Origin of the sequence: Diplocloster agilis (assembly GCF_019042275.1) — a bacterium.
In the GTDB taxonomy this organism is placed as follows: Bacteria; Bacillota; Clostridia; order Lachnospirales; family Lachnospiraceae; genus Diplocloster; species Diplocloster agilis.
In genome coordinates, this window is the sequence record NZ_JAHQCW010000054.1 from 1 (window position 1) to 23,630 (window position 23,630).

Below are 23,630 nucleotides of genomic sequence, written 5' to 3' on the forward strand. Positions count from 1 at the left end.
TGTATGGTTATTGTAACTCTATTTTTGTCACTCGTAAACCGAAATGACGTGAATTAAGTGCTGCAAAATCAATGTTCTGTAGAAATCACGAATTCACTTAGTAATTTTACCTTTTACAGAATCGGACTGAATCGGACCGAATCGGCTTTTACCAAATGCGTTAATTGCTTTTTTCAAATTAGAACATATGATATATTGTAGTACAAATTTCAGAAAGTTTGGTAGTTATATGAGATATAAAATTCGCCTTTTGGCATTTACCCTTGCGCTGGCCCTCGTCCTGACTTTCGGCTTCTCCGGTACAGCGTCGGCGCTTCCGGCCGATTCCACGGTCGTTTACCACGGAATCGACGTCAGCCGTTGGCAGGGGGAAATTGACTTTGAACAGGTGGCGCAAAGCGGCGTTTCCATCGTCTATATCCGCTCCTCCTATGGAAATACGGAAGATCAAAATTTTAGAGCCTACACGCGAAGCGCCCTGGATCATGGACTGATGACAGGCTTTTATCACTATCTGACAGCCAGAAGCGTCTCCCAGGCCCGCTATCAGGCTGCATTTTTCGTGCGGACCATAGGCGGCTATACACCGGACTGTCTGCTGGCGATGGATTTTGAAGACTTAAGCGGGCTTTCCCCACAGGAAATCAATGATATCAGCCTTGCTTTCCTGCAAGCCGTGGAAGAATTCAGCGGACTAGAGGTGTGTATCTACAGCGATGCCTACCAGGCCTCCCGGATTCTGGAAGCGCCGATTACGTCTTATCCGCTGTGGGTTGCCGAGTATCAGGCCAACACCCCCTCGGATGAGGTCGCATGGGCTTCCTGGAGCGGCTGGCAGTATACGGATACCGGCCAGGTCCCCGGAATCACAGGTCCTGTGGACCGGGATTATTTTACAGATGAAATCTTACAGAACTCCGTAAAGCCAGTGCCGGCCCATGTTCCTCTCCCGGAACCGGGCATTTCAGAGCTCACGTACCGGGTACGGCCGGGGGATACGTTGTGGGGTATAGCAATGCGTTATCACACGACTGTTCCGGCGCTGGCTGATGAAAACGGCATCCGGCAGCCCAATCTGATCTACGCAGGGGAACTGCTCACGATTCGAATCGCAGACCATACCGGAAACACACCTATATTTTACACCTATATGGTAAAGCCCGGGAACACCCTGTCCGGTATTGCGGAAAAATATCATACAACACTTGGCCGAATCCTGGCCCTGAACCCAATTCGTGATCCGAACCTGATCTATCCGGGCCAGCTGCTCTATCTGCCATAAGATATTTAAAACAAATACACCATCCGGAGCAATCAGGCTTTCGCTTTTCAGAACTGCCTTTTCATCTCTTCGGATGGTGTAGCTGTTACATACCGGTCTCACCGGCTCACTCGTCAAAATCCACATATACATAAAATCCTCTGTCATTTTCCTGGACTTCATGTACTATGCCGTATTCGGATTTGATCCGTTCCCGTTCCTGATAGAACCCGGACATCGCAACCGCCGGCTCAATAATATAGGCATAGGCCCCGGTTTTTAATTCGTTGATTTTCACCTTGTCCCCGGCTTTCACTAACCCCGGACGCTCCATTTTAAATTTTTCTGTTCTCATGAATCCAGCCTTCTTTCCAATACCTTTTTCCATTTACTGCATCCAATTTACCGCCAGCACCGCTGCCGACAGCAGCGACAGTTCCAGATATTTTGTATTATTATACATAAGCTGACCGGGAATAGCAAGTTTGTTGATATTGACAGTTTGTTGATATTTATAACTTTCCGGAAGGAATACTTGTATCTGCTTCCTTAACCTTTTATAATAGATTGGACTGTATCGAAAAAGTTTCAGTATTGATTTAGTATTATGAAAACTCCGGCAGACTGACATCGATACGATTGATGTTGATAACAGAGAAAGGCTGCGGCACAGGTATACAGGATAAGTATCCCGCAGAATCTGGAAACGTTCATGAGAAAGAGTATTACTTTACTGGTTACGGATCAGCTGGCAGGGTGTATGATCAAAGAAATTCTCCGGCAGCACCTTGGCCTGACCGCCAGGCAGGTCAGCCGTGCGAAATTCCGTTCGGACGGAATCTGCGTAAACGGAAAGCAGGAATTCGTCACATACCGTCCCGCAGCCGGAGACCTGCTGGAAGTCCGGTTGGATGATCTGGCCGACGGTCCGGCCGGTTCCATGAATCTGGCCCCAAGCTTCCGGCCTCTGCATATTATTTTGGAGGATGAGGATCTGCTGGTTCTGGATAAACCGGCCGGGCTGTCCGTACATCCCTGCGGCAGCCAGCAGATAGACTCTCTGGCGAACCGGGTCGTCGGATATTATCAAAAACAAGGGCTCTTTGTACGGGCAAGGGTTATCGGCAGGCTGGATCAGGATACCTCCGGGATTGTGTTGTTCGCTAAAAATCAGGTGGCGGCCTACCGGCTGACAGAGCAGCGCAGGCAAAATCACCTGGAAAAACAGTACCTGGCCATCGCCAAGGGGACATTTGTAGAAAAACAGGGAATACTGTGCACTCCGCTTTCGAAAGCGCCCGGCCTGCCCCCCAGAATGACGGCGGATCAGGATGGCAAATATGCGGAAACCCACTATACGGTCCTAAAAGAGTATCCCGGTTACAACCTGGTCCGCTGCCGGCTGGTCACTGGAAGAATGCATCAGATACGCGCGCATATGGCTTTTGCGGGTCATCCGCTGCTGGGTGATCCACTCTATCCCGATGTTTTGCCCACCTTGGATCAAGATTCCCCGATTGCGAGAGCCGCCTTGCACTGCGAACAGCTTATCTTCACGCACCCGTTTACCGGAAAAATCATATCCTGTACCGCGCCGGTTCCGGAGGATTTCAGTCGGCTCTTAATCTGATCCGGCCTAATCTGATCTGGCTTAATCTGATTCTAACATGATATGCAGGAGATAATTACAGTCCCAATAAATACGCCGGCATCCAGGCCCATAGGAGTGCCCAGAATGCTGCCGAACAACAGATAAAGAAGATAACCGCCATAACAAAGTCCAAACCCTTTCCACATTTTAAAACCAATTTTATTCCGTTCTTCCCGGCTCATATTGCAGGCGTCCTGATAACTGTACGAGGTAATCCAGTAGATCCGGTCCTTTTTATAAATATACCATGCCAGGAACATGAGCAGTGCCGCATAGACGCCGAATATAAATCTGAGCGTTCCGCTGTCGGACAGCATTCCGCAGCTGTTCAGACGGACAGAAAGCGGAATAGCCGCAAACATGCAGACCAGAATCAGAAATATCAGCCTATAACTCTTTTTCGGGCAGTCCTGTGAACCGGCCTCCGTGTACCGGTAAACATTGTTATCCTCCATGTCCCGGTCATCTTTGTTATCCTCCACGCCTTGTTCCTCTTTCTTGTTCCCCGCTTTCCGGTTATCTTCCATCGCGCCCGCGCCTCCTGCTATTTGATAAACAGACCTGCCAGTTTCATATCCTTGTCAAAACTGATGGTGTAACGCACTTTGCCTTCTGCATATTTGACATTGATCAGCGCAACCGCCAGATCCTCCTTCGTATCCTGGGCTTTGGAGCCCACCACTTCACAGTTGCTGATCTCCTCAAACTCCCCTAACTTATCCAGAATGGGCTGCAGGGTGTCCTTAAGCTTCTGTCCCTGCATCGCTATCGTCATAGTCGCGTTGAAAGCTTCCTCGATAGCCGCATAATCTCCGGTATTCAACTGATCCACCACCTCTTTGGCCGCCGTTTCCACCGTCTCCTTGTCAAAGTCATCGGACAATTTGGCGGATGCACAGCCCGCTGCGCCTGCCAGAACCAGTATGACGGCCAAAACACCTGCTATTTTCCGAGTGGCCGCTTGTTTTTTCATTTCATATTTTTTCATCTCATATCTCCTCTTTTCTTTTATCCTTTTCCTGGATTTTCTCTGTTTGTTCTACTTCTCCGGTTTCCTCCACCGGTATGACCAGATCGGTCTGAAATTCACCCGTAACCGCTCCGGCTTCCTGGCAAAACCGGCAGGTTCCTCCGTATTTTTCAACCGTGCGTCTGACATTGGACAGTCCGATCCCCGGGTGACCCGCCTTGGTACTGCGGAATTTGCCGTTGTTTTCTTGAGGGCGTCCCTTCATAGAATTGCGCATTTTCACGATTAGAAAATCTCCGTGCCGGTCGATTTTTAATGACAGGTACCGTTCACCCTCTATCTCCTTACACGCTTCCAGCGCGTTATCCAACAGGTTTGAAAAGATCGCCGTCACATCCACATCCGTCAGACCTGCCGGTACCGCATGGATCTGGATTTCTGTTTTTATCCCCAGTGCGTTGGCCGTTTTCAGCTTTTCATTGAGTATCACATTTAACAGCTGATGCCCGGTGTAACAGGCCTGCCCCAGAGAATCCATCATTTGCAGAAGCTCCTGCTGATAGCGGGCCCCATTCTCATTTTCGGTGGTATACAGGTCATTTAACGCCAGCAGATGGTTTTTCATATCATGGATCAGCTTCCGGGAATCCTGATATTTCTGCTCCAGCGACTCGTAGTATTCGTACTGCAGCTGAGACTGCTGCTGGGACAGCGTCAGCTCATGACGCAGCTGCTGTTTCACCCAGACAGCGTCAAACACATAGGTGACATACAAGTTCATCCCCAGTATCAGCAGATAACTCAGCACGATCCAGTAAAAATCGCCGTACAGGTAAACGTGGATATCCGCCAGATAAAGGATCACAACAATCAGTACCATGCTCAATACCGGCAGTATAATAAAATTCATAATGCTAAAGGCGGAGAGCTTTCCGATCTGATGTCTGCAAAAGAAAAAGATCAGCACCCTGGAAAACGCCAGGCAGGCAAACTGTTTGATCAGCATCAGCATGGAGGTAAACAGCCAGGCGGACTGAAAGGTCACCTGCCACTGTACGCAAACCGTCAGCACCGCCCACGCCGCGATGGACTGGCAGCAGATAATACAGATCTGATAAATCACATCCTGCAGCAGCCTCATTCTCTGCCTGGAAAACAGCAGCCACTGGATCAGCAGCATTCCAACCACTCCGACCGCCACATTCCACGGTCCGAAGAAGACGGAAGCCGCCAGCACCGCAGCCGCGTAAAGCACAAATGCCATGACATAGTACCTTTTTTTTTCAAAAATCGTACGCTGCATGCGGTTCATGAAATCAAAACTTATAAAAGCATAAACGACTCCATCCATAAAAAATACACATATATAGATAATCTCAAGCATCGGACTTTCCATGTCATGTCTCCTTATATCCGCTTCAGCAAAAATACGTTCATCCGTTCCCGAAAAGCAGCCGCTTTTTTCTGGGAAAGAGGCAGCACACAGCCGTTCATCAGCGTCACTTCCGCCCCTTTGATCGCCTTTACATGATAAAGATTTACCACAAAGCTCTTATGAGGCATATAAAAATCAAACGGTTCCATTTTCTCCGCCACATCCGTTATTCTGCCTGACATCCCGTAGCAGCCCTGCTCCGTGTGGATATATACCTTCCGCTCCATATATTCAAAATACACAATATCTTCCGCAGTCAGACGGATTCTGCCCTCCGTCGTCTGAAAATCCAATACGGTTTTCGGCTCTTCCAGATGCATGTATTCGATGGCCTCATCCAGCTGCCCCCATATGACCTCCGTTTGAACCGGCTTCACCAGATAGGCAAAAGCATGTACCAAAAAAGCCGAGGGCGCATAATCCTGATAAGCGCTCAGGTACAGAATTTTAACCTTTTTATCCCTCTCCCTTAATTTTCCGGCCGTCTGGATTCCGTCCAATCCGGGCATATCCACATCCAGAAAAACAATGTCGAAAGACTCCGTATCCTCAAGCAGCTGCCGGCCATTCTCAAACAGGCGCACCCTGCAGGGATAACCCGGATACCGGTTCAGTATCTCTTCCATTTTCATCCGTATCGCAAGCTCGTCATCACATACCGCTATATTTAACATATTCATCCCCGCTATCTTATCCTTTACGCCGCCCTATTAAAAGCCCTCACGAGGTTTTCCGTTATCGTCGAATCTTTTCTTCAGCTGCCGCTCGGTCAGCGGGATACTGACAAACAGCAAAACGATCTGCAGGCCGGACATAACAAGACTCAGATTTCCCATCTGCCCCGGAGCCGCGAGATATCCGGCCGCCAGAACGGCCAGCGTCACTCCTTCGGCTGCCAAGCCTGTGCGAAATACAAGGGCTCCCCAGTACCGGTTCGCAAAATCCCAACTTTCCCGGGACTTCATCGACCGCGAAGTCCGGTACCCAAAAGCCATATTTATATTTTTCGGGGGATGCGATCTGAATATGGCGCCGAATCCCACCAGCATAGTCGGCAATAGCAGGCCCGTTATCATATAATATACCAACATTGGCCATATCTTCCCTTCTGTATGTTTTTTTCATTATATAAACTGGCGGAAATATATGCAAGACCTGACACATAAGAGACAGGATATGTATCCTGAAAGACAGAGTTTGAAGGGGCCGGAGCGGGATGCTGCGCGGTCGGCCTGTGGAGGCGGGAGGCGGGGGGAACCGGCAGCGGGGGCGAAAACGCTTCGGCCGGGACTAAGAACGGGTAACTCCGAAGAGGGCGAAACCTCTTATTGGCAGGACCCGGGGCAAACTCGCCAAAATACGGCTCAAACAGTGCCCCGGGTCCTGCGAGGTTTCCTCCTCTTCTGCGTAACCCGTTCTAAGTCCCGGCCTCAAGCGTTTTCACTCCCGCTCATAGCGAAAGGAACATTTTAATAAATAGCGTACTTCCGGGCTGTCTGTCTGGATGGCCGTGTTGGCCAGGTCGGATACGATGACAGCGCGGTTTCCTTCGGTGTGGTAGTCCACCCTGGCCAGGATTATTTTTTCCTGGTCTGTTAAGGGAAAGCGGGCCTTTTCCATATGCTGGTCCCGGAAATCGGTCCGCATACCGGAATATTCCCGGTTTTCGGGAATGCCGGTTTTCCATTCGGTATGCTTAAGCTGTCTGTGCTCCGTCATTCCCACTTTCCAGTTGACCGCACGGACCTGATTCAGCCTGGAGGAATCGTTCCCGAAGGATACCGTAATTTCGCCCTCTGAGTTTTCTCCGGCCGCGACGGGGATTTGTTTTTCCTCGATGTGGACCAGTTTCCCATCGTCCCATGTTTCCAGAAAGATGTTTACCGCTTTGCATTTTTCATCTACGTTATAGTGGTAAGCGGCTGTGGCTCCTAACTGCCCCGGCGCACGGCAGCTTTCCAGCTCATCCGGCGTCAGTTCTTCGCGGACAATGGTGTTGGTCTGGCGGTTTCCGGTGTGTGCCGGCATTTTTCCTGACACCTCCTGGGTCATCAGTGCGCAGATGAAGAGACTGCAGATGAAAGCAATCAGTACTGTATTGTTATTATTTTTCATAACTGTGTCCTCACACCCGGTCCGGCCTTAGGGTTTCTCGATCTCAAACTCCTGTGTGCCCATGAATCCGGGAGCGACCTCATATTTTGCGAATACCACAACCGGGTTGCCTTTTTCATTGATGTAGAAGCTGGTGTCCGGCCCGATCGTCTCGAATCCGCCTTCTTCCGGCGTAAAGTACGTATAGTCCGGATTCTGTTCCGTGCGTTCCTTCATCTGACGGAGAATGCTTTCATTGGCCGTCTGCACATAGTTCGCTCCCAGCACCTCGTCCAGAGTAATATCTTTTCCGGTATTCAGATCCATATTGAAATAGAAGTTCTGATTATAGGCGCTGACCCAGTTTTCACTGGTCATAATCACAAAGGACAGAATATTGTCCTGCTGCAGTTTTACATCGTATGTCACGGAGGACTTGATATCATGCTCTTTAAATTCCTCTTCCGTTCCGCCCGTGGCGATAAAGGCTTCCTTATATTCCTGCACCCGCTGTTTGGACTCTTCCACAAATTGATCCACCTTTTCCTGGATCAGCTGGTTCACTTTGAGGGTATAGTCCTTCACCTGGCCGCTGGCTGCGCTTTCCTGCGGGACTACTTCCGGTATTTCCACCTTCAGTTCCTGGTCCGCTGTCTTCTCTTCATAGGAGCGGAAGGTAAACACTCTGGCCACGGAACCGACGACCGGGATTCTGGATGCGGCCATGGCAAAGCCCTGGTTTGTATTTAACAAAATAATAAATATGGCTAAGCAGGCCGCCATGGCTCCGGCTATTTTAAAACCCGCGTACCCGGATTGGGCCTTACGCCTTTTTTTAGACTTTGCAATTTCCAGATTGATACGTTCCGCCAATTCCTGGGGCGGTGTCTGCGCTTCATAGATTGGTATGGTGTTTTCGATATTTCTCATAAGAAATCCCCCTCGATTTGAATTTTAAGTATTTTGAGTGCCTGGTATAACCTCGTCTTTACCGTACTGAGATTTGTTTCCGTAATATCCGCGATCTCCTTTAACGCCATGTCTTCGTAAAACCGAAGCAGAATTACTGTCTTAAGCTTTTCGGGAAGTAGCATCACCTCCTGATACAGCTGGTAGTCCTCCTCGGAAAAGACGCCCTCTGTAGACGGTATGTCCCATGTATCTTCTTCGTCTGTGAGCACTTCTTTTTTTCTGTTCCTTAGCATCATCTGACATTCATTTACCAGAATCCGGTAAAACCAGGTTTTCAGAAATTCAGGCTGTCGAATCGTCCTGTATTTTTCCAAAGCCTTACAGACCGCATTCTGTACGGCATCCATGGCATCCTCCGGATTCTTCAGATAGCTGGCCGCGATCCGGTAGAAATCGGCCTGATGTTCCTGAATATAGGTTATCAACTGCTCATAAACCTCTGTTTTTCTGCCCCTCATGTCGATTGGTTTCCTCCTTTGCAGCGGCTTCTCAGATTCGTATCAGCCGGTATTCCTTATTAAAGAAGGCGCCTTCCGTCACTGGAAATTCCCAGTCCGTATCGGGCTCAGACTTCTTTTTAATTCCGTTCTTCTTATTAATCCGCTCACATTCTTCTTTTAGAATTCCCATAAACCAGCTTTCTATCTGATCTTGATTTTTTATTTTTTTAAATTTATCTAAGCTTTTGGAAACCGCGCCGTTCACAGCCTCCTGTGCGTCCTTCGGATCAAGTAGAAAGTCCGCAGCGGCCTTAAGGAAATCATTTCTATGGATCTGAACAAAGTTTACGAGTGCTTCATACATATGCGTTTCTCTTCGTCTCATGCCGTTCTGCCTCCTTATTTTACTTTCTACTAATTAGATGCCAAAAAGAGAGAAAAAGTTTCAACAAAATAAACTTTTTCTCTCTTTTTTAAATTTTGTGCGTTTTACAAGGATTTTCGGCTGTAAATTGCAGGGTTCATCGGATTCAATGATTATTAATCGCGGTTACCAGTGCATTGATCGATGCCTTGATAATATCCGGGTCCACGCCGGCGCCCCAGGAAATATTTCCGTTGGGCCACTGAACGCCTACATAAGCGATCGCCTTGGAACTGGAACTCTTCTCAAGCGCATGCTCCTGATAGGTAACCAGTTCGTAATTTAATCCGTATTGTTTCTTTAACGCATTGCTGACCGCGTCCAGACGGCCGTTTCCGGATGCCTGGGATTCATGCTCGATCCAGTTGTAGGTGGAAGTAACAAACGCCGTAATTCCATTTTTCTGGATAAAGTGGCTTTCTTCCACATTGTAGGGCTGTGTGATATCTTCGTATTTCTCCTTGAACAGATCGAAGATCTCCTTGGGCTGCAGCTCTTTGTGGGTATGATCGGAAACACTTTTGACCATGTAGCTGACCGCTTCTCTCATCTTCGGCGGCAGGTTCAGGCCGTAATTGTTCTCCAGGATGTATCCGACGCCGCCCTTGCCGGACTGGCTGTTGATACGGATCACATCGCCGTCGTAGCTGCGTCCCACGTCCTTGGGATCGATCGGCAGATAGGGAACGGTCCAGTATTCGCGCTCCTTTTCCTCCCGGAACTTCATGCCCTTGGCAATCGCATCCTGATGTGAACCGGAGAATGCCGCAAATACCAGGGCGCCGCTGTAAGGATTCCGCACATCCACGCGCATATCCGTCAGCTTTTCATAGGCCTCGCAGATCTCCGGCATATTGGAAAAGTCCAGTCCGGGATCCACGCCCTGGGAGAACATATTCAACGCCAGAGTCACGATATCCACATTTCCGGTGCGCTCGCCGTTTCCAAATAATGTTCCCTCGATCCGGTCGGCTCCGGCCAGAATTCCCATCTCGGAATCTGCCACACCGCAGCCTCTGTCATTATGGGGATGCAGGGAAACCACCACATTTTCCCGGTACTTCATATTCTTACACATATATTCGATCTGGCTGGCGTACACATGGGGCATCGCGTGCTCCACCGTCACAGGAAGGTTAATGATCGCCTTGTTATCCGCAGTAGGCTTCCACACATCCAATACCGCATTACAGATATCCAGCGCGAACTCCATCTCTGTTCCGGAAAAGCTCTCCGGGCTGTATTCAAAAGCGAAGTTTCCGTCCGTCTCATTGGCCAGATCCTGAAGCAGCTTCGCGCCGTCAACCGCGATCTTGATAATCTCCTCTTTTGATTTCTTAAATACCTGTTCCCGCTGCGCAACCGATGTGGAGTTGTATACATGCACCACCGCTCTCGGGCACCCCTTCAAGGCTTCGAAGGTTTTGCGGATAATATGCTCCCTGGCCTGGGTCAGCACCTGAACCGTCACATCCTCCGGGATCAGGTCACGTTCGATCAGGGTGCGAAGGAACTGATACTCTGTCTCGGAAGCAGCCGGGAATCCCACTTCGATCTCCTTGAATCCAATTTTCACCAGCAGCTGGAAGAACTCCACCTTCTGCTCCAGGCTCATAGGCACGATCAACGCCTGGTTCCCATCCCGCAGATCCACGCTGCACCAGATCGGAGCCTTGTCAATGTGATCTTTCTTCGCCCAATCCATACACTCTACCGGCGGCATAAAATACTGCCTCGTATACTTTTCAAAATTCTTCATACTTCTCTCTCCTTTTCTTATATTCCGTTTTTGTTACGCTCAACTGATCTCCCCGGAAGCGGCATCTTCCTTTCCGACGCTGTGCGATCCCCCGGAGGGTTTTTTATTCCATAGACGCATTTTCTATGGAATAAAAAAAGCCTTACGCCCCTAACAGGCCAGCTGCCTGTCAGAGACGAAAGACTATGTCTTACGCGGTACCACTCTGTTTGTGAAGAAAACTCTTCACCGCTCCATAGAATACGGATGTTTCCACCTTATATTCCTCCCTGTATAACGGTCGGGATTCCGTCTGCATCTACTTTCCCATTCAGGATTTTGGGCAGCCGCTCCAAGGACAGTTCCTATCATTCCCTCTGTTGTTTCGCACCGGCCAACAACTCTCTGGATTCAGAAATGAAAGTAATACTCCTCATCAACGCATTTCAGTTATGTAACTTGCATTAAGGTTACCACTCTTAAGATGAATTGTCAACTAATTTTTCCTGATTTAGCAGGATATCATTTGACGGGACACACCGTTCCCACCTGTCGCAGGCTCCCTGCTCCGAGTAACCTCCCCCTCAATACCGATTGTGCACTACCTCGCAAGCACAGAGGATATCTTGGACCTCCAGAGCCGACCCATCGTCGAGGACCGCCCGTCCGGACAGGTGGCCAAACACCTGGTGCTGGTCGGTTTCGATGACCAGGGCGGATACTTTAGCGGCCCGGTCCAGAATGGGTTTAAATTCCATGTCGAAACGGCTGTCGCTTGAGGTGACGGTCCAGGGCTTTAAGTAGCTGTCCCCGGGGACGTGGAATTCTATGTCATCCAGTTTGTGGGCGGTGCCATTGTAATAAAAGATGTTTTCGCTGGCGGCGCTGGTATCTCCGAAGCCGTAACCGATGTTGAAGCCGAAGGGAAGGTTGTTTACCAGACCGTTTCCCGTACCCCAGTACCAGTAATTATCATAGGTCCACACGCCTCTGCCCCAGTCTAAAGTGGCAAAATCGGTCTTCGGATTAAAGAGATACTCCTGTCCGTCATAGATAGCTTTACCGGAAGCCGGCATACAGTTTATCTTTTGATTATAGTAGAAAGCGGTCTTTTTTTCTTTCCAGGGGGTTGCGATTACCATGGTGTCCATGTCCGGCTGTTCCAGCGCGATGTCACAGGCAAAGGGCTTTCCGTCCAGGAAATTCTGGAATTCGCACTGTATTCTTCTGCGCCCGGGCTTCACGGTATATTTTAAGTGCAGACGCTTGTCATGGTATTGCGTCGTGCCCTCTTCGGAGGTGGCGGGAAGCTTAAGCCGTCCCATGGGACAGACGTTGAGGATCGTCTGCGTATGCTCCCAGGGCTTTCTGAAATCAAGAAGGGATACGGACTGGAGCCCGATATAACCGTCATCCGAGATGGTAAAGGCTACGGCGTAATCTTTGGCTGTAATCAAATAGTAATCCCATTCTTTGATCCTGAATTTAGGCGCTTTGATCTTATTCCGGTCATAAATCTGAAGCAATTGGCGGGACCAGCCGGGCTCCCGCAGGGACCCGTCTTCTTTTAAAAGCGGCTGTCTTGTTGTAACCTCGTGATTTCTCATAGACTTCCCTCCTGACTCATAGATCCTGTTTGTAAGTGGATTTGCTGTTATTACTATTATAAGATTTCTTCTGAGGATATGCAATGGATACCGCTGCCTATCGATTTTTTTGAAATTAGTCGGTGCCGGAAACCCTTTATTTTACTGGGGTTTCCGGCACTTTCCAGATATTGGCCCGGATTTTTGTTGTTTTTTAGTTAAATTCTTGTTGCAATTTTGTAAAAAAATGTTACAATATTAGGCATGGAGGCATAGCTCAGCTGGGAGAGCGTTCGCTTGACGTGCGAGAGGTCATGGGTTCGAGCCCCGTTGTCTCCATACTTTTGAGGATCTGGGGGCGTGGCTCAGTTGGGAGAGCGACGCGTTCGCAACGCGTAGGTCGAGGGTTCGAATCCCTTCGTCTCCACTCAACAGGCAAACCTGCATAGATGTGTGTCCTAGTAGGTTTGCTTTTTTTGTGGAATAGTTAATAAGCAGCATAAAATCATACATAGTTAAGGTAGGTGTTTCGATTGTTTACATTTTTTTGTCTTTTCTTCCCTTCCGTCCTGTCGCTGGCCGTCTATGATGCGCTGGAGGATTCGGAAGCCGCCCGAAAATACAGTCTGTATAATATCATCATAAAGTATGGAGTTTTCTGTACAATTAATAATATTATATCTATTGTTATTTTTGAACTTCTGTTTCCCATTGAATATACCGCTTCTTACGGTCAGTTAAACGATGCGTTCCTGTCACAGCGTTACCTGCTGCTGGTTTCAGGGGTTTCTATCCTGACGGCTCTGATCGCTAAGTTTTTCCGGAAGTATATGCAGTTTAAAGTTAAAATCTCTGTAGAGGAGCAGGAAAAAAAGAAATGAAAAAATTTCTGAGTTATTTTTTTGTAACCATATTAATCTTCCTTTCCAGGCTTGTCTCCCTGGCCGCCGGCTGGGCGCTGGATACATTCGGAAACATTTCGGTAGATGAGATTATCTTCCATTTGAAAATGCCGTTGGAAGGAACGAACCCGGATTATTTTGTAAACTTTGCCAAGTCCTGTGTGCTGCCCGCTCTTACCTTTACCTTGCCGGTGCTGCTCTTCATTATCGTGTTCCTGACGATCAATGAGAAGGTTTCCTCGTTGGACTGCAGGCTCTGTCTTAAATTCTCCGTCAGAGAAAAGACAAAACGCTTAAAACTCTTTCCTCTGCGATTTTTAAAACCGGTTGTCATGTTGGGAACTCTCGTGTTCCTGGTTTACTCCGTAACCTCCAGCGCCAACGCGATCGATCTCACTTCCTATATCAAGGCTCAGGCAACCAGTTCCAAATTTATTGAAGAAAATTATGTCAGGCCATCCAATGACCTATTAACCTATCCGGAACAAAAACGGAATCTGATCTACATATTCCTGGAATCTGTGGAGACCACCTTCATGTCAAAAGAGGAAGGCGGCGCTTTCGATTATAACTGCATCCCAGAGCTGACCCAGCTGGCCCGGGATAACATCAGTTTTTCCGGTAACGATCAGTTCCATGGAGGCATTCCAACAGTCGGAACCACCTGGACTATGGGCGCGATGTTCGCTCAGACCACGGCGCTTCCGTTGAATATCCCCATCGGAATGAACAGCATGTCCGAATATCAGGAGTTTTTCCCGGGAGTAACCGGATTGGGAGATCTTCTGGACGAAGCCGGATATAAAAACTATCTCTGCATTGGTTCGGATGTGGTTTTCGGAGGCAGGAAAAATTATTTCCAGCAGCACGGTAATTACGAGATCTGGGATTATTATTCCGCGATCGAAAACAAAAAAATCCCTGAGGACTACTATATGTGGTGGGGATATGAGGATTCCAAACTGTTTGATTATGCGAAAGAACAGCTGCTTGAAATCTCCGCAAAAGGCGAACCCTTTAATTATACAATGCTGACAGCGGATACTCATTTTGAGGATGGTTATTACTGCCCTCTTTGCGAGGATGAATTTGACACCCAGTATGCGAACGTATATGCCTGCTCCAGCAGACAGCTGAACGCGTTCATTCAGTGGATCCAGCAGCAGGATTTTTATGAAAATACCACCGTCATTTTATGCGGTGATCATCTGACCATGGACATGGATTTTTGTGAGGATGTGCCGGAATCCTATCCCAGGGGCGTCTACAACGCGATTTTGAATTCCGCGGTAGAACCGGCAACCCAAAAGGACCGGGAATTCACCACGATGGATATGTTCCCCACTACGTTAGCCAGTATGGGGATTGAGATCCAGGGAGACCGGCTGGGGTTGGGAGTGAACCTCTTCTCCGATCAGCCCACCCTGATCCAGGAGTACGGAATTGATCAGTTAAATGAAGAGTTAAGTTCGAAATCAACTTTTTATAACAGTGAACTTTTATATAGCAAAGAATGAGAGCGCTGTAGATAAGTTGTAATATAAAAGAGTTTTGCTTGCGAAAAAGGGATAAACATCCTCGACGGTTCTTCCTCGAGTTTGTTTATCCCTTTTTGGGAATATCGCTTACACCCATTCAAAATGATTCTTCCCTGCGCCGGCTTCAAAATGATACCTGCCGATCCCCAAATCAATCCCTGTATAAATTCCATTGTCACATGTCATGGATACTTTATTGCCCTCCCCGCGTATGTTAAATGCCTGCTTATTCAATGCGGTGGGGGCCAGCAAAACTGCGCCGACGCCCTCTTGAAACCAATCCGGCGCCGTTCCGGCATAGCTGCTGATCTCTTCGGGTCTTTTCGATTTGTGGGGGATACCCTGTGTCGCACCATATCCAATGGCAATGATACCCGCAATTCTCTCGTCATCCGCCACTCCGGCATTCTTCTTCACACCGCTTCTGCTGAAAGTCCCGCCGACCCACCATGAATTCAATCCCAGCGTCTGGGCAAACAGCATCACATCTGCGCCGCAATATCCAAGCTTTTCATCCACATCTTCGAAATTCTTTCCGGCAAGAACAATGTAATTACGGACGCCTTTCGCTAAAACCAGTTTAATAAACATGTTCAACGCATCCGCATTATCTGTTACAAGCCTCATACTCAAGCCGCATTTTTCATTATTCTGATGAATTCTTTCCATAAGCTGTTCTTCCACGTCACGCGGTATTTTGCGCCCGGTATACTTGCGCACCATATGACGAGCTGACATTGCCTCTTTTGTTGTCATAAATGCCCTCCTTATCTTTTCTTTTTTATTTCATAGGATTGCAGGCTCTTTTGGCATCCATTTTTTTCATAGAAGCCTTCCGCCCCCGGCTGCGCGCCAAAATACAGCATGGTCGGCGTATGCTCTCCGGCAAGCCTTAGAAGTTCACTGCCAATTCCCTGCTTCTGATACTCCGGCAGAACCAGCATTTCCGTAATTGTTCCAAAATAGTAACCGTCCCACTCCGTTTTCGTTCATTCTAATATTTGTCTAAGAATATGTCAAACATGACGCGTAATATCAAAAAATATTTAACGGAATTTCAAACTTTTTCACCGGCCGGTGCATCTATCTATTAGGTAACATAGAATGTAACTATAAATAAAAAGGAAAAATGTGTTGAATAAAATCTTTCATGCATTTCTTCCGTGTAAGCGAAAAAGGTTCCACCGTCTATTTTTCGCAGAATTTACAGCGCCAGATACGCGCTGCAGGAGGTATATATGAAAAAACTTAATTTAATCATTATCTCAATTCTTCTCACCCTGACACTTGCTGCCTGTGGCAGCCCATCCGGCCCTTCCGCCCCGGAGGCCGCTCCATCCGGCGCATCTCCAACACCGGAGCAGATCCCGGCAGCAGAAACTCCTGCCCCTGACTCTGATATAACCGACGCCGGTCCTGCAGACACCACTCCGGCTGCGTCATCCCCTGACGGTGAATTTTCCAATCCATCGCTGACCGACAGCCAGAAGGAATTTTGCGAAAAAATTATCGCTGCCGTAAAATCGAAAGATCTGCAGGCTCTTTCCGATCTATGCAACTACCCTCTTTACGTGGATCTTGGGGAGGAAGGGCAGGTCATTGAGACCAAAGAAGCTTTTCTGGCTTTAGATCCCGAAAAACTATTTACGGACGCGATGGTCGCTTCGGTTACCGGATGCGATCTGGATACCGTCACCGTACCCCTGTCCGGGATTACCCTGTGCACGGACTACGATCAGCCCTCCATCACCAGCAGCTACAATGAAGCCGGCGAGCTTGGTATCTCCGGAATCAATTTTTAATCCATGGTTTCATACATGTTATGGTTTAAAATCCCCTGTTGTGTTAGAATAGAATAGTTGTATTAAAAACAATGAATTCTAACAAACAGGAGGTATTTACATATGTCCGTCTATCCTATCCGCAGACTTCGTCTGCAGCACGCCTTTAACGTAAGAGATCTGGGGGGTTATGAAACCCGGGACGGTTCTTATACCCGTTGGAATGTCCTGTACCGGGCGGACAGCCTGTCCGGGCTGGACGATAAGGAATGGAACATCTTAAAAGCCGCCGGAATCCGCACGGTTATTGACCTTCGAAGCAAATCCGAGGCGCAGGAGCAGCCGGAACAGGTTCCGGAGCCGATCCGCTACTATCACTGTCCCCTTCAGGAAGAACAGATCTCCATGGGAGATATCGAAGCCTCCGCCCTTGCCGCCTTCACCCAGAGCCTGGAAGAAGGATACCGCCTGATGGTAAAAAATAACGGTTCTTTGATTGCGGCTGCGCTGCGTACCCTGATCCGGGGCCTTTCCCAGGGCGCTGTCCTATTCCACTGCACCGCCGGGAAAGACCGGACCGGCACTCTGGCCGCCCTATTGCTCACCTGCCTGGGTGTCTCCGAAGAAGACATCACCGCCGATTACCAGATTTCCTACACACTGAACCATCGGGGAATCAACCGCATGATGGAAAAAATGCCCGGTATGGAGCACATGTTTCCCATGCTGAAATCAGATCCTGAAACCATGACCAGCCTACTGAAATATATCCATGAACTGGACCTGAACGATTATCTTCTGCGCAACGGGCTGACTATGGAGGAACTGGATCAGTTGAAAAAGCTCTGCCTGACACAGCGTTAAAAACCAGCACTTCCAGCCGGTACCACACCGTTCTTCCCCGGGTTTGGGTATGCCCGCTGCTTTTGATTGGGGGCTGGGGACTGCTGAGGTATCCGGGTATGCTCCCGATGGCCGGGTTCTTTTGTGCCTCCCTGGGAGCGCATAGGGCGGCTGAGTCTCCGCTTAGTGGAATCGGAAAGCCGGATTCAGGATGCACGGCGGACTTCACGTCCGACGGGCAAGAGCCTCTGAACCGGGAACACATCACGTGTTCCTGGTGAATAGGCTCGGTTCCTGAGCCCGGCTTTTTGATTCCACTTAGCGGAGCCTCAGCATAAGCCCTCCGCGCTCCCAGGGAGGCACAAAAGAACCCGGCCATCGGGAGCATACCCGGATACCTCAGCAATCCCCAGCCCCCAATCAAAAGCAGCGGGCATACCCAAACCCGGGGAAGAACTTCCTTTTTTCCGGCATTTACCAGAACAACTCCTTTACCACATCCATATACAAGTCCTTGTCCCAGCGGGTCTCTTCGTCAAACCGGCTGTATTCATTCTCCCCGCCGCTGCCGCGGTATCCCCGGTAGCCGGCCCGCACGGCCTGGGCGAACCGTTCCAGGCAGGTTTCCGCCAGGTATTTTGTATCCCCCATACACACGTGATCAAACTGCTCCTTCATAAAGGTCAGCAGCTCATCGTCGGTCAGTTCGTCCTGGGTTTCATTTTTGTACAGATAGAAAACTTCCTGCAGACGTGTCAGTGTCGGCAAATAATTTTCCTGATTCAGATACGGGGAATCACAGAACACTTCGATCAGTTTCCCCAGAATACTTTCCCCCAATTCGATTCTCTGATATTTCCTCAGCGTGGTATTCTTACTCTCTACCAGTTCTCCCGCTTCCTCCTGTGACAGGGAGAGGCCGAACCGGCCCGTGGTCTCGTTTTTGGCGACCAGGCCGCTTGCTTCTTTCTTGATCATGGCCGGTGTCGCAGACGCATAAAGATTCCACTCCATGTTTTTCACCCCATTTGCCTTCCATTTTACATCCGTGCTGCCGCCCGCATGCTTTCATTTTCTTCACAGCTGCTCAGAATGACAGTATACCTCTTTCCCACCGGCTTTACCATTCTTGATTTTTTAGTGAAATTATGGTATGATAGATACATAAAAATTCCCGGAAATGTTTTATATACAACATTCCGGGAATTTTTTATCTTCCGCATGGGGTCCCCTGTCAGCTTGCAAACCCCGCTTATTAACCTCTGTTGTTAATGTAGTTGATGAGTCCTTCCGCCTTTATGATCTTCTGCATAAACTCAGGAAAAGCCTGGCCCTGGAACTTCGTCCCCTTAGTCTTATCATAAATCATACCGGAGTCAAAATCCACCTCGACCTCGTCTCCGGCGTCGATCCCCTTCGCAGCTTCCGGGCATTCGATAATCGGCAGGCCGATATTAATCGCATTGCGGTAAAAGATTCTCGCAAAGGTCTCTGCGATTACGCAGCTCACTCCGGCCGCCTTGATCGCGATCGGGGCATGCTCTCTGGAGGAACCGCAGCCAAAGTTCTTGTTGGCCACGATAATATCCCCTTTCCGCACTTTCTTTATAAATTCCTGATCGATATCTTCCATGCAATGAGTCGCCAGTTCGGCCGGATCTGAAGAATTCAGATATCTGGCCGGGATAATGACATCGGTGTCCACATTGTCGCCATATTTAAATACGGTACCATTCGCTTTCATTGATCCGTTCCTCCTTATTCTAACCCGCTGGGGCCTGAGATTTTTCCGGTTACTGCGCTGGCCGCGGCGATGGCCGGGCTGGCCAGATACACTTCCGAATCCACATGTCCCATACGTCCTACGAAGTTCCGATTTGTGGTGGAGATGCAGCGTTCTCCCGCTGCCAGAATGCCCATATAACCGCCCAGACAAGGGCCGCAGGTAGGCGTGCTGACCACCGCTCCCGCTTTGATAAAGGTCTGCACTAACCCCTCTTCGATGGCCTGCAGATAGATCTTCTGGGTAGCGGGAATGATAATACAGCGCACATTTTTCGCCACCTTCCGGCCTTCCAGGATCTTGGCGGCAATGCGCAGATCTTCCATTCTGCCGTTGGTGCAGGAACCGATCACTGCCTGATCGATCTTCACGTCGCCCACTTCATCGATCGTCTTCGTGTTCTCCGGAAGATGCGGGAACGCTACCGTAGGCTTTAACGCTGCCAGGTCGATGGTGTAGACCGTCTCGTATTCCGCGTCCTCATCCGCTTCATAAATCTTGTATGGACGTTTGGAGTGTTCTTTCATGTATGCCTCGGCCGCCTCATCCACCGGGAAGATTCCATTTTTCCCTCCGGCCTCGATGGCCATATTTGCTATGGTAAACCGGTCGTCCATGGACAGGTAGCGGATCCCCTCGCCGGTAAACTCCATGGATTTGTAAAGCGCTCCATCTACGCCGATCATACCGATGATATGTAAGATAACATCTTTTCCGCTGACCCATTTAGAAGGTTTTCCGGTCAATTCAAATTTGATAGCGGAGGGCACTTTGAACCAGCATTTCCCTGTAGCCATGCCGGCGGCCATGTCCGTGCTTCCGACACCTGTGGAGAAGGCTCCGAGCGCGCCGTATGTACAGGTATGGGAGTCCGCCCCGATCACCACGTCACCGGCCACGGTCAACCCTTTTTCCGGCAGCAGCGCGTGCTCGATCCCCATATCCCCCACGTCAAAATAGTTGGTGATCTCGTGCTTACAGGCAAATTCTCTCACGCATTTACAGTGCTCCGCCGACTTGATATCTTTGTTCGGTATAAAATGATCCATAACCAGCGCGATCTTATCTTTGTCAAACACTCCGTCCACGGTCATTTTATCCATTTCATGAATGGCTACCGGAGAAGTGATGTCATTTCCCAGCACCAGGTCCAAATCTGCTTCTATCAGCTGTCCCGCCTTCACTTCGGGAAGTCCCGCATGAGCGGCCAGAATTTTCTGTGTCATTGTCATACCCATGGTATCTGCCTCCATTCGTTTTTCTAATATTGAACTGCTGTTTTTCTGATTGTTATTCTAGCATAGAATCTGTTATAATAGAAATACATATTATGAATATTTATTATAACTTTAAGTTATATAGAAAGGAGAACTCATGGATCAGTCTCTCTCCAGCTATAAAACCTTTTATACGGTGGCCTCCACCGGCAATATCTCCAAGGCGGCCAAGGAACTCTACATCAGCCAGCCTGCCATCAGCAAATCCATCCGAAAGCTGGAGGATTCCCTGGGCGTAGTCCTGTTCAACAGAAGCTCCAGAGGGGTCACGCTCACGGAGGAGGGGCAGCTGCTCTACCAGCATGTCCGTTCCGCCTTCGACACCCTCTCCGACGCGGAGGACCAGTTAAAACTGGCCGGCACCCTGGGAATCGGCCAGCTGCGCATCGGCGTCAGCACCACTTTGTGCAAATATGTGCTGCTTCCCTATTTGCAGCAGTTTATTCTGCTGTACCCCCACATCAAGATCTCCATCACCTGTCAGTCTACCAACCAAACGCTGCGCCTGCTGGAGGAAAACCGGATCGACGTGGGCCTCATCGGAAAACCGGATAATATCAAGCCGCTGCATTTCTATCCCATCGGGGAGATCGAGGATATCTTCGTGGCAACGGCCTCTTATATGGACAATCTGAAGCTGCGAAGCGGAAATTCCGGTCCGAATATATTAGAAGCCGCCACCTTCATGCTGCTGGACAAGGAAAATATGACCCGGCAGTATATCGACGATTATCTGCTGGAGAACAAAATCCAGGTTCATAACCTGCTGGAGGTTACCACCCTGGATCTGCTGATTGAATTCGCAAAAATCGGTCTGGGCATCGCCTGCGTCATCCGGGAATTCGTCCATCCGGAGCTGGAAGCAAAAAAGCTCATACAGATCCCTCTTGGTATTCCCATTCACAAACGTGAAATTGGTTTCGCCTATATGAAGAACCGCCATTGCTCCCAGTCAATGGAGCATTTCATCCATTATTACCAGAGCCCGGACTCCTCCTGTTTTTCCATTTCCGAATAGAAAGCCCCGCTCCCGTTTTTCCCGGATATTTCCCGCGATACAGGAAAAACAGGCTGAGCAGCATAATGAGAAGCTGGGAAACAGGCACAGATACCCAGGTTCCGCCGATCCCCAGCCGCTCAGGCAGAATCAGCAGAAGGACCAGAAGAAAAACCGGCTCGGCATAGATCAACAGGTAAGCCATTTTGTCTTTCCCGGTCGCATAGAATGCGGATACCGTGATCCTGGAAAAGCTGGCAAAGAGATAACCGATCAAAAATACCGGAAGAATTGCCCCGACACTTGCCACCGTCTGATCGGATGCCCCGAACAGAACAGCCGCCTGATTCCTCACCAGATAAAGTAGAACCATACAGAACAGGGCCGTAACCGCCGAGAACTGATAGGCGATCCTCTTTACCCGGCCAGTCTTAGCTCCGTCGCCTTCCCCGTAATACAGGCTCATCAGCGGCTGGCATCCGTCGCTGATTCCCTGCAGAAGCAGCAGAACCACGCAGGATATATAACTGACCGCCGCATAGCTGGTTACTGCCGCCTCTCCCCCGTATAATACCGCGCTTTTATTGACCAGTATCAGCGTGATATTCGGAACAAACGCCAGGCCAAACGGAGAAGGCGCAATCAGCAGCACCCTTTTGGCCAAGCCCCAAAAGCCTTTACCCATTCTGCTTCTTAGGCTGTTCCTCCGAGCCAGAAGGAAGCACAGGCACACCGCGAAGGTTACCGCCTGGCCTATTACCGTGGCTAACGCCGCTCCGGCCATACCATAGGGAAAGCGCCACACCAGCAGGTAATCCAGCAGAATATTCGTAAGGAAGCCGGATATCATAGCCACCATAGCCAGGACCGCACCGCCCATATTTCTCAGAAAAGGCACGAGCCCTGTGCTGAGCACCTGGAAAAACGCGCCGTAGATGATAAAGCGGATATAGGCAAGGGCCAGCGGATAGATCTCTCCCACCGCTCCGAACATGCGCAGAACCGCAGGCGCAGATATGGCCAGCCCTCCCATGAGAAGCAGGCTGACCCCCGCCAGCAGCAGCGATGTCACTTTAAAATAACGGTTCTTCTCTTCTGTTTTTTTCGCCCCTTCACAGATCGAATATAAAATGGCGCCTCCCATACCGATCCCGCTTCCGACCGCCTGGATCAGAGCCGTCAGCGGATATGCTATATTAATCGCGGCCAAGCCAAAGTCCCCGATCTTATTTCCAATAAAAAATCCATCTACAATCGCATAGATCCCCGACAGGGCAAAAGCCAGCATGGAAGGGATCACACATCGAAAAAAGTTCTTACGGATTTCCATGGTTTCCTCCGTTCCCGCATTCTTTGCCACTTTTAGAATTTCCACTTATCGAAATGGCCGCACTATTTATTTGTTCAACCGCCTCCCCTTCCTCCCGGAAAAGCCGGTTAAACAGATCCGTACTTTGCAGAAGGGCTTCCCTTTGCGCCAGGCCCATCTTTTGCAGCACTCTCTTTTCCAACTGCTGCAGTTTGCAAATCATATCGTCTGCAAAACGCTTCCCGGAATCTGTCAGGGTTACCTTCTTATTTCTTCTGTCCTTTTCCATAACTGCAAAATTGACCATCTCCCGCTTCCACAAATTCTGTAAAATCGAATTTACCGTCTGTTTGGGCAGCATCCACTGGCCGCAGATCTCCTTTTGCGTACAGCCTTCCCCGTTCTCCCACAGTGAGAAGAATATCAGCAGCTCATAATAAGAGATCCCATGTCTCTTTGCCCAGTCTTCATAAATCGCATCGGTCTCCCGCCAAAGCGTATAAAATCTTTTCAGCTGCTCCGTTAATTCCTGATCCATATTCCCTTGCGCACACTTTCTCTTATAATTAGTCCGATATCAGACTGATTTAGTATAGCAAAGAGGCGCAATTCTGTCAATCTTTTCTATC

At 49.2% G+C, this 23,630-nt stretch carries 25 protein-coding genes, 2 tRNA genes, 1 pseudogene and 1 other annotated feature; of the genes and pseudogenes, 9 read left to right on the plus strand and 19 right to left on the minus strand.

The features are described from left to right. Nucleotides 1–229: 229 nt before the first annotated feature. Nucleotides 230–1,282: a GH25 family lysozyme gene (locus KTH89_RS22095; protein ID WP_238723134.1), complete on the plus strand. Its 1,053-nt coding sequence runs from the start codon at nt 230–232 to the stop codon at nt 1,280–1,282. 106 nt (nt 1,283–1,388) lie between these two features. Here the strand turns inward: KTH89_RS22095 and KTH89_RS22100 are convergent, their stop codons facing one another. Next, on the minus strand, nt 1,389–1,616 hold the full coding sequence (locus KTH89_RS22100; RefSeq protein WP_158343133.1) for a biotin-dependent carboxyltransferase family protein: 228 nt from the start codon (nt 1,614–1,616) through the stop codon (nt 1,389–1,391). Nucleotides 1,617–1,973: 357 nt separating this feature from the next. On the opposite strand from KTH89_RS22100, the gene KTH89_RS22105 reads away from it, so the two are divergent. After that, nucleotides 1,974–2,891: an RluA family pseudouridine synthase gene (locus KTH89_RS22105; RefSeq protein WP_238723135.1), complete on the plus strand. Its 918-nt coding sequence runs from the start codon at nt 1,974–1,976 to the stop codon at nt 2,889–2,891. Nucleotides 2,892–2,923: 32 nt separating this feature from the next. Here the strand turns inward: KTH89_RS22105 and KTH89_RS22110 are convergent, their stop codons facing one another. From KTH89_RS22110 to KTH89_RS22160, 11 genes are all read right to left on the minus strand, one after another. Further along, a complete protein-coding gene (locus KTH89_RS22110; protein ID WP_238723136.1) occupies nt 2,924–3,439 on the minus strand; it encodes a hypothetical protein in 516 nt (171 codons plus the stop codon). Between the two features lie 17 nt (nt 3,440–3,456). After that, nucleotides 3,457–3,900: a DUF3887 domain-containing protein gene (locus KTH89_RS22115; protein WP_238723137.1), complete on the minus strand. Its 444-nt coding sequence runs from the start codon at nt 3,898–3,900 to the stop codon at nt 3,457–3,459. A gap of 1 nt (nt 3,901) precedes the next feature. Continuing rightward, a complete protein-coding gene (locus KTH89_RS22120; RefSeq protein WP_238723139.1) occupies nt 3,902–5,278 on the minus strand; it encodes a sensor histidine kinase in 1,377 nt (458 codons plus the stop codon). An 11-nt stretch (nt 5,279–5,289) separates the two neighbouring features. Further along, nucleotides 5,290–5,991: a LytR/AlgR family response regulator transcription factor gene (locus tag KTH89_RS22125; protein ID WP_238723140.1), complete on the minus strand. Its 702-nt coding sequence runs from the start codon at nt 5,989–5,991 to the stop codon at nt 5,290–5,292. Between the two features lie 36 nt (nt 5,992–6,027). Beyond that, nucleotides 6,028–6,408 carry an SdpI family protein gene (locus tag KTH89_RS22130; RefSeq protein WP_238723141.1) on the minus strand — a complete coding sequence of 127 codons (381 nt, stop codon included), beginning with the start codon at nt 6,406–6,408 and terminating at the stop codon, nt 6,028–6,030. A gap of 349 nt (nt 6,409–6,757) precedes the next feature. Then, nucleotides 6,758–7,432, minus strand: a complete 675-nt coding sequence (locus KTH89_RS22135) for a hypothetical protein (protein WP_238723142.1) — start codon at nt 7,430–7,432, stop codon at nt 6,758–6,760. 27 nt (nt 7,433–7,459) lie between these two features. Continuing rightward, nucleotides 7,460–8,341, minus strand: coding sequence for a DUF3298 and DUF4163 domain-containing protein (locus KTH89_RS22140; RefSeq protein WP_158343142.1), 882 nt, complete (start codon nt 8,339–8,341; stop codon nt 7,460–7,462). Next, complete coding sequence (locus KTH89_RS22145; protein ID WP_238723143.1) at nt 8,338–8,841, minus strand: RNA polymerase sigma factor; 504 nt, start codon at nt 8,839–8,841, stop codon at nt 8,338–8,340. The genes KTH89_RS22140 and KTH89_RS22145 overlap by 4 nt, the downstream gene beginning before the upstream one ends. Before the next feature lie 31 nt (nt 8,842–8,872). Beyond that, the gene (locus tag KTH89_RS22150) at nt 8,873–9,208 is read right to left on the minus strand and encodes a hypothetical protein (protein ID WP_158343146.1); all 336 of its coding nucleotides are present in this window, start codon (nt 9,206–9,208) and stop codon (nt 8,873–8,875) included. Between the two features lie 145 nt (nt 9,209–9,353). Next, entirely contained in the window at nt 9,354–11,006 is a 1,653-nt protein-coding gene (locus KTH89_RS22155) for a 2-isopropylmalate synthase (protein WP_158343148.1), read from the minus strand. A gap of 168 nt (nt 11,007–11,174) precedes the next feature. Further along, nucleotides 11,175–11,434 (minus strand) — a binding site (T-box leader). A gap of 135 nt (nt 11,435–11,569) precedes the next feature. Next, a complete protein-coding gene (locus tag KTH89_RS22160; RefSeq protein ID WP_238723144.1) occupies nt 11,570–12,592 on the minus strand; it encodes a DUF2804 domain-containing protein in 1,023 nt (340 codons plus the stop codon). A gap of 245 nt (nt 12,593–12,837) precedes the next feature. Between KTH89_RS22160 and KTH89_RS22165 the strand changes: the two genes are divergently transcribed. The 4 genes from KTH89_RS22165 (at nt 12,838) to KTH89_RS22180 (ending at nt 14,990) form a co-directional block, all read left to right on the plus strand. Continuing rightward, a tRNA-Val gene (locus KTH89_RS22165) sits at nt 12,838–12,910 on the plus strand. A gap of 15 nt (nt 12,911–12,925) precedes the next feature. Further along, nucleotides 12,926–12,998 (plus strand) — tRNA-Ala (locus tag KTH89_RS22170). A gap of 106 nt (nt 12,999–13,104) precedes the next feature. Further along, on the plus strand, nt 13,105–13,452 hold the full coding sequence (locus tag KTH89_RS22175; RefSeq protein WP_158343152.1) for a hypothetical protein: 348 nt from the start codon (nt 13,105–13,107) through the stop codon (nt 13,450–13,452). Continuing rightward, nucleotides 13,449–14,990, plus strand: coding sequence for an LTA synthase family protein (locus tag KTH89_RS22180; protein ID WP_238723145.1), 1,542 nt, complete (start codon nt 13,449–13,451; stop codon nt 14,988–14,990). The genes KTH89_RS22175 and KTH89_RS22180 overlap by 4 nt, the downstream gene beginning before the upstream one ends. Nucleotides 14,991–15,098: 108 nt before the next feature. On the opposite strand, the gene KTH89_RS22185 is transcribed toward KTH89_RS22180, so the two are convergent. Both KTH89_RS22185 and KTH89_RS22190 read right to left on the minus strand, forming a co-directional pair. Then, nucleotides 15,099–15,767, minus strand: coding sequence for a nitroreductase family protein (locus KTH89_RS22185; RefSeq protein WP_238723146.1), 669 nt, complete (start codon nt 15,765–15,767; stop codon nt 15,099–15,101). A gap of 11 nt (nt 15,768–15,778) precedes the next feature. After that, nucleotides 15,779–15,985, minus strand: a pseudogene (locus tag KTH89_RS22190) (GNAT family N-acetyltransferase); the annotation flags it as partial. Between the two features lie 264 nt (nt 15,986–16,249). Here KTH89_RS22190 and KTH89_RS22195 point away from each other — a divergent pair. Both KTH89_RS22195 and KTH89_RS22200 read left to right on the plus strand, forming a co-directional pair. After that, a complete protein-coding gene (locus tag KTH89_RS22195; RefSeq protein WP_238723147.1) occupies nt 16,250–16,813 on the plus strand; it encodes a hypothetical protein in 564 nt (187 codons plus the stop codon). A 102-nt stretch (nt 16,814–16,915) separates the two neighbouring features. Further along, nucleotides 16,916–17,656 (plus strand): tyrosine-protein phosphatase, encoded by a 741-nt coding sequence (locus tag KTH89_RS22200; protein ID WP_238723148.1) that lies wholly within the window; start codon nt 16,916–16,918, stop codon nt 17,654–17,656. 453 nt (nt 17,657–18,109) lie between these two features. On the opposite strand, the gene KTH89_RS22205 is transcribed toward KTH89_RS22200, so the two are convergent. From KTH89_RS22205 to leuC, 3 genes are all read right to left on the minus strand, one after another. Beyond that, nucleotides 18,110–18,649, minus strand: a complete 540-nt coding sequence (locus KTH89_RS22205; protein ID WP_238723162.1) for a DUF6323 family protein — start codon at nt 18,647–18,649, stop codon at nt 18,110–18,112. A 241-nt stretch (nt 18,650–18,890) separates the two neighbouring features. Continuing rightward, nucleotides 18,891–19,379, minus strand: a complete 489-nt coding sequence (leuD, locus tag KTH89_RS22210) for a 3-isopropylmalate dehydratase small subunit (RefSeq protein ID WP_238723149.1) — start codon at nt 19,377–19,379, stop codon at nt 18,891–18,893. Nucleotides 19,380–19,393: 14 nt separating this feature from the next. Further along, nucleotides 19,394–20,656: a 3-isopropylmalate dehydratase large subunit gene (leuC, locus tag KTH89_RS22215; protein WP_158343166.1), complete on the minus strand. Its 1,263-nt coding sequence runs from the start codon at nt 20,654–20,656 to the stop codon at nt 19,394–19,396. Between the two features lie 136 nt (nt 20,657–20,792). Here leuC and KTH89_RS22220 point away from each other — a divergent pair, with 136 nt between their 5' ends. Further along, the gene (locus KTH89_RS22220) at nt 20,793–21,713 is read left to right on the plus strand and encodes a LysR family transcriptional regulator (RefSeq protein WP_238723150.1); all 921 of its coding nucleotides are present in this window, start codon (nt 20,793–20,795) and stop codon (nt 21,711–21,713) included. Here KTH89_RS22220 and KTH89_RS22225 read toward each other — a convergent pair. Beyond that, nucleotides 21,661–23,052 (minus strand): MATE family efflux transporter, encoded by a 1,392-nt coding sequence (locus KTH89_RS22225; protein WP_238723151.1) that lies wholly within the window; start codon nt 23,050–23,052, stop codon nt 21,661–21,663. The two genes, KTH89_RS22220 and KTH89_RS22225, sit on opposite strands and share 53 nt — an antisense overlap. Next, nucleotides 23,009–23,539 carry a MarR family winged helix-turn-helix transcriptional regulator gene (locus KTH89_RS22230; RefSeq protein ID WP_238723152.1) on the minus strand — a complete coding sequence of 177 codons (531 nt, stop codon included), beginning with the start codon at nt 23,537–23,539 and terminating at the stop codon, nt 23,009–23,011. Before KTH89_RS22230 ends, KTH89_RS22225 begins: the two co-directional genes overlap by 44 nt. Nucleotides 23,540–23,630: the final 91 nt, after the last annotated feature.

What these genes read in the sequence shown, in the direction of transcription:
- KTH89_RS22125 (WP_238723140.1), bottom strand. Translation starts at nt 5,991, where the DNA reads ATGTTAAATATAGCGGTATGTGATGACGAGCTTGCGATACGGATGAAA.
- KTH89_RS22155 (WP_158343148.1), bottom strand. Translation starts at nt 11,006, where the DNA reads ATGAAGAATTTTGAAAAGTATACGAGGCAGTATTTTATGCCGCCGGTA.
- KTH89_RS22130 (WP_238723141.1), bottom strand. Translation starts at nt 6,408, where the DNA reads ATGTTGGTATATTATATGATAACGGGCCTGCTATTGCCGACTATGCTG.
- KTH89_RS22180 (WP_238723145.1), top strand. Translation starts at nt 13,449, where the DNA reads ATGAAAAAATTTCTGAGTTATTTTTTTGTAACCATATTAATCTTCCTT.
- leuD (WP_238723149.1), bottom strand. Translation starts at nt 19,379, where the DNA reads ATGAAAGCGAATGGTACCGTATTTAAATATGGCGACAATGTGGACACC.
- KTH89_RS22115 (WP_238723137.1), bottom strand. Translation starts at nt 3,900, where the DNA reads ATGAAAAAATATGAAATGAAAAAACAAGCGGCCACTCGGAAAATAGCA.
- KTH89_RS22150 (WP_158343146.1), bottom strand. Translation starts at nt 9,208, where the DNA reads ATGAGACGAAGAGAAACGCATATGTATGAAGCACTCGTAAACTTTGTT.
- KTH89_RS22145 (WP_238723143.1), bottom strand. Translation starts at nt 8,841, where the DNA reads ATGAGGGGCAGAAAAACAGAGGTTTATGAGCAGTTGATAACCTATATT.
- KTH89_RS22095 (WP_238723134.1), top strand. Translation starts at nt 230, where the DNA reads ATGAGATATAAAATTCGCCTTTTGGCATTTACCCTTGCGCTGGCCCTC.
- KTH89_RS22110 (WP_238723136.1), bottom strand. Translation starts at nt 3,439, where the DNA reads ATGGAAGATAACCGGAAAGCGGGGAACAAGAAAGAGGAACAAGGCGTG.
- KTH89_RS22200 (WP_238723148.1), top strand. Translation starts at nt 16,916, where the DNA reads ATGTCCGTCTATCCTATCCGCAGACTTCGTCTGCAGCACGCCTTTAAC.
- KTH89_RS22195 (WP_238723147.1), top strand. Translation starts at nt 16,250, where the DNA reads ATGAAAAAACTTAATTTAATCATTATCTCAATTCTTCTCACCCTGACA.
- KTH89_RS22120 (WP_238723139.1), bottom strand. Translation starts at nt 5,278, where the DNA reads ATGGAAAGTCCGATGCTTGAGATTATCTATATATGTGTATTTTTTATG.
- KTH89_RS22185 (WP_238723146.1), bottom strand. Translation starts at nt 15,767, where the DNA reads ATGACAACAAAAGAGGCAATGTCAGCTCGTCATATGGTGCGCAAGTAT.
- KTH89_RS22135 (WP_238723142.1), bottom strand. Translation starts at nt 7,432, where the DNA reads ATGAAAAATAATAACAATACAGTACTGATTGCTTTCATCTGCAGTCTC.
- KTH89_RS22105 (WP_238723135.1), top strand. Translation starts at nt 1,974, where the DNA reads ATGAGAAAGAGTATTACTTTACTGGTTACGGATCAGCTGGCAGGGTGT.
- KTH89_RS22230 (WP_238723152.1), bottom strand. Translation starts at nt 23,539, where the DNA reads ATGGATCAGGAATTAACGGAGCAGCTGAAAAGATTTTATACGCTTTGG.
- KTH89_RS22220 (WP_238723150.1), top strand. Translation starts at nt 20,793, where the DNA reads ATGGATCAGTCTCTCTCCAGCTATAAAACCTTTTATACGGTGGCCTCC.
- KTH89_RS22140 (WP_158343142.1), bottom strand. Translation starts at nt 8,341, where the DNA reads ATGAGAAATATCGAAAACACCATACCAATCTATGAAGCGCAGACACCG.
- KTH89_RS22160 (WP_238723144.1), bottom strand. Translation starts at nt 12,592, where the DNA reads ATGAGAAATCACGAGGTTACAACAAGACAGCCGCTTTTAAAAGAAGAC.
- KTH89_RS22205 (WP_238723162.1), bottom strand. Translation starts at nt 18,649, where the DNA reads ATGGAGTGGAATCTTTATGCGTCTGCGACACCGGCCATGATCAAGAAA.
- leuC (WP_158343166.1), bottom strand. Translation starts at nt 20,656, where the DNA reads ATGGGTATGACAATGACACAGAAAATTCTGGCCGCTCATGCGGGACTT.
- KTH89_RS22100 (WP_158343133.1), bottom strand. Translation starts at nt 1,616, where the DNA reads ATGAGAACAGAAAAATTTAAAATGGAGCGTCCGGGGTTAGTGAAAGCC.